Here is a 1745-nt window from a genome sequence, read left to right on the forward strand (position 1 = left end):
GCCTAGCTCCCCCGCCTCCAGCGCGGTTTTGATTGCCTGAAACTTGGGCCAGTAGCGCCGGTAGTAAGCCACGTGGAGCGAGACATTAAATTTCTGACACGCCGCAATCATCTGCTCGCACTCGGCTGTGTTCAGCGCCATCGGCTTCTCGACTAGGACATGCTTGCCCGCCGCCGCCGCCTGAAGCGTCTGTGCACAGTGCAAATGAGGGGGTGTGGCGATGTAGACCGCATCTATTTCCGGGTCGGCCAGCAGCATCTCCACGGTTTCATAGGCCCGCTTCGCCCCATGCCGCCGCGCGAAGTCTTCCGCTTTGGCTCTATCGCGCCGCATCACCGCGATTAGCTCGGAGCCTTCCGCTAGGTAGAGCGCCGGGCCACCTTTTTTCTCCGCCACGTCGCCACAGCCAATAATTCCCCATCGAAGCACAGGCATAACCTAAAGTTAACCTCCCTTAAATTTGCAATTAACAAGGCATCTCTGCCTCGCCTCTATCATAGGTTCGCTATGAAACGTGTTTTTACCTTAATCGAACTTCTCGTGGTGATCGCAATCATTGCAATTCTTGCCGCGATTCTCTTTCCGCCAGACCGCTTGTCTTTCGAATATGAAACTGTAATCCTGACGTTTGTCTGGACAGTTTTCGGACTACGAGACTGAAGCATTTTCGCCCCGGATCGTCAAGGCGATTTTCGCCACAGGAAAGGGCGGCGGGCACGCAACCAAGGCATCGCCACCACTTAAAAGCACCTCCGAGGCGCGAGCCGTCGCTGGAGGTTCGAACCTACGCACCATCCAGCGTTCCTCCTGATCGTTATACTACCGCCTGCCAGCGGGGGCTACCCCTATTTGGCGGCGGCTAAAACTGTCCAGAAAAACGCCCTGATTACACGGCCTCAGGCCGCAAGACGTAGAACAGAGAGAGGCGGATCAATGGCTTGGGAGCACATCTCTGGGTTGGCCTGCATCGCCACTTTAAAGGCAGTGAATACCTCCCGATTGAAATGAGTGTCGACTTGGCTCTCCATGAACTCCATTGTCTTTTGGTGCGACCAAGCCGCACGGTAAGGGCGATCGGATGTCAGCGCATCGTAGACATCCGCGACCGCAACAATACGCGCCACGAAGGGGATTTTTTCACCGATAAGCTTATCTGGATAGCCGGTTCCATCCCACTTCTCATGATGATGGCGTACGGCCTCAACGACCTCGGGAGGGAAGGGGATGGGCTGGAGGATATCACTGCCTAGTGCCGCATGCTCTTTAATTAAATCGAACTCTTCGAGAGTGAGCTTGCCCGGCTTGTTGAGAACGGTATCAGGAATAGCGATCTTACCAATATCATGGAGCGCTGCGCCAACCTCAAGGGCTCTCAGCTTATCTTCCGATAACCCCAGCTGCTGACCAATTGCTAACGACATTGCCACAACGCGACCAATATGTTCTTTTGTGTAGCGATCTTTGGCTTCAATAGCACGCCCCATTGCCTGAACAAGAGACGAGTAAAGACTCTCTAATTCTTGGAAGCGATTTTCACGCTCCTCATCACGTTCTCGATGCAATTGAAGATTGTTAAAATAGAAAAAAGGAAGTGGGATTATAGAAAGAAGAAGTGGAATCGCATTGTAGTGCCCCCCTTGTATCTTTGTGAATATCCACGTCGACATGATGACGAAACATCCTGCGGCTAGGTATGTTGGTATTGTCCAGACAGTACTATTAACCAAGAATTCAAGTGCTCTTTT

The 1745-nt window shown here is 52.6% G+C and carries 4 protein-coding genes; 2 read left to right on the forward strand and 2 right to left on the reverse strand.

What is annotated here, in order from left to right; genetic code table 11:
- Positions 1-435: Gfo/Idh/MocA family protein (locus ACH2EH_RS09950; RefSeq protein WP_395141249.1), on the reverse strand; the 435-nt coding region annotated here is incomplete at its 3' end.
- Positions 436-507: 72 nt separating this feature from the next.
- Between ACH2EH_RS09950 and ACH2EH_RS09955 the strand changes: the two genes are divergently transcribed.
- Positions 508-660 (forward strand): prepilin-type N-terminal cleavage/methylation domain-containing protein, encoded by a 153-nt coding sequence (locus ACH2EH_RS09955; RefSeq protein ID WP_395141251.1) that lies wholly within the window; start codon positions 508-510, stop codon positions 658-660.
- Positions 629-811: a hypothetical protein gene (locus tag ACH2EH_RS09960; protein WP_395141255.1), complete on the forward strand. Its 183-nt coding sequence runs from the start codon at positions 629-631 to the stop codon at positions 809-811. Before ACH2EH_RS09955 ends, ACH2EH_RS09960 begins: the two co-directional genes overlap by 32 nt.
- A gap of 85 nt (positions 812-896) precedes the next feature.
- On the opposite strand, the gene ACH2EH_RS09965 is transcribed toward ACH2EH_RS09960, so the two are convergent.
- Positions 897-1745: HD-GYP domain-containing protein (locus tag ACH2EH_RS09965; RefSeq protein WP_395141253.1), on the reverse strand; the 849-nt coding region annotated here is incomplete at its 5' end.

Source organism: Armatimonas sp., assembly GCF_043760365.1.
In the GTDB taxonomy this organism is placed as follows: Bacteria; Armatimonadota; Armatimonadia; order Armatimonadales; family Armatimonadaceae; genus Armatimonas.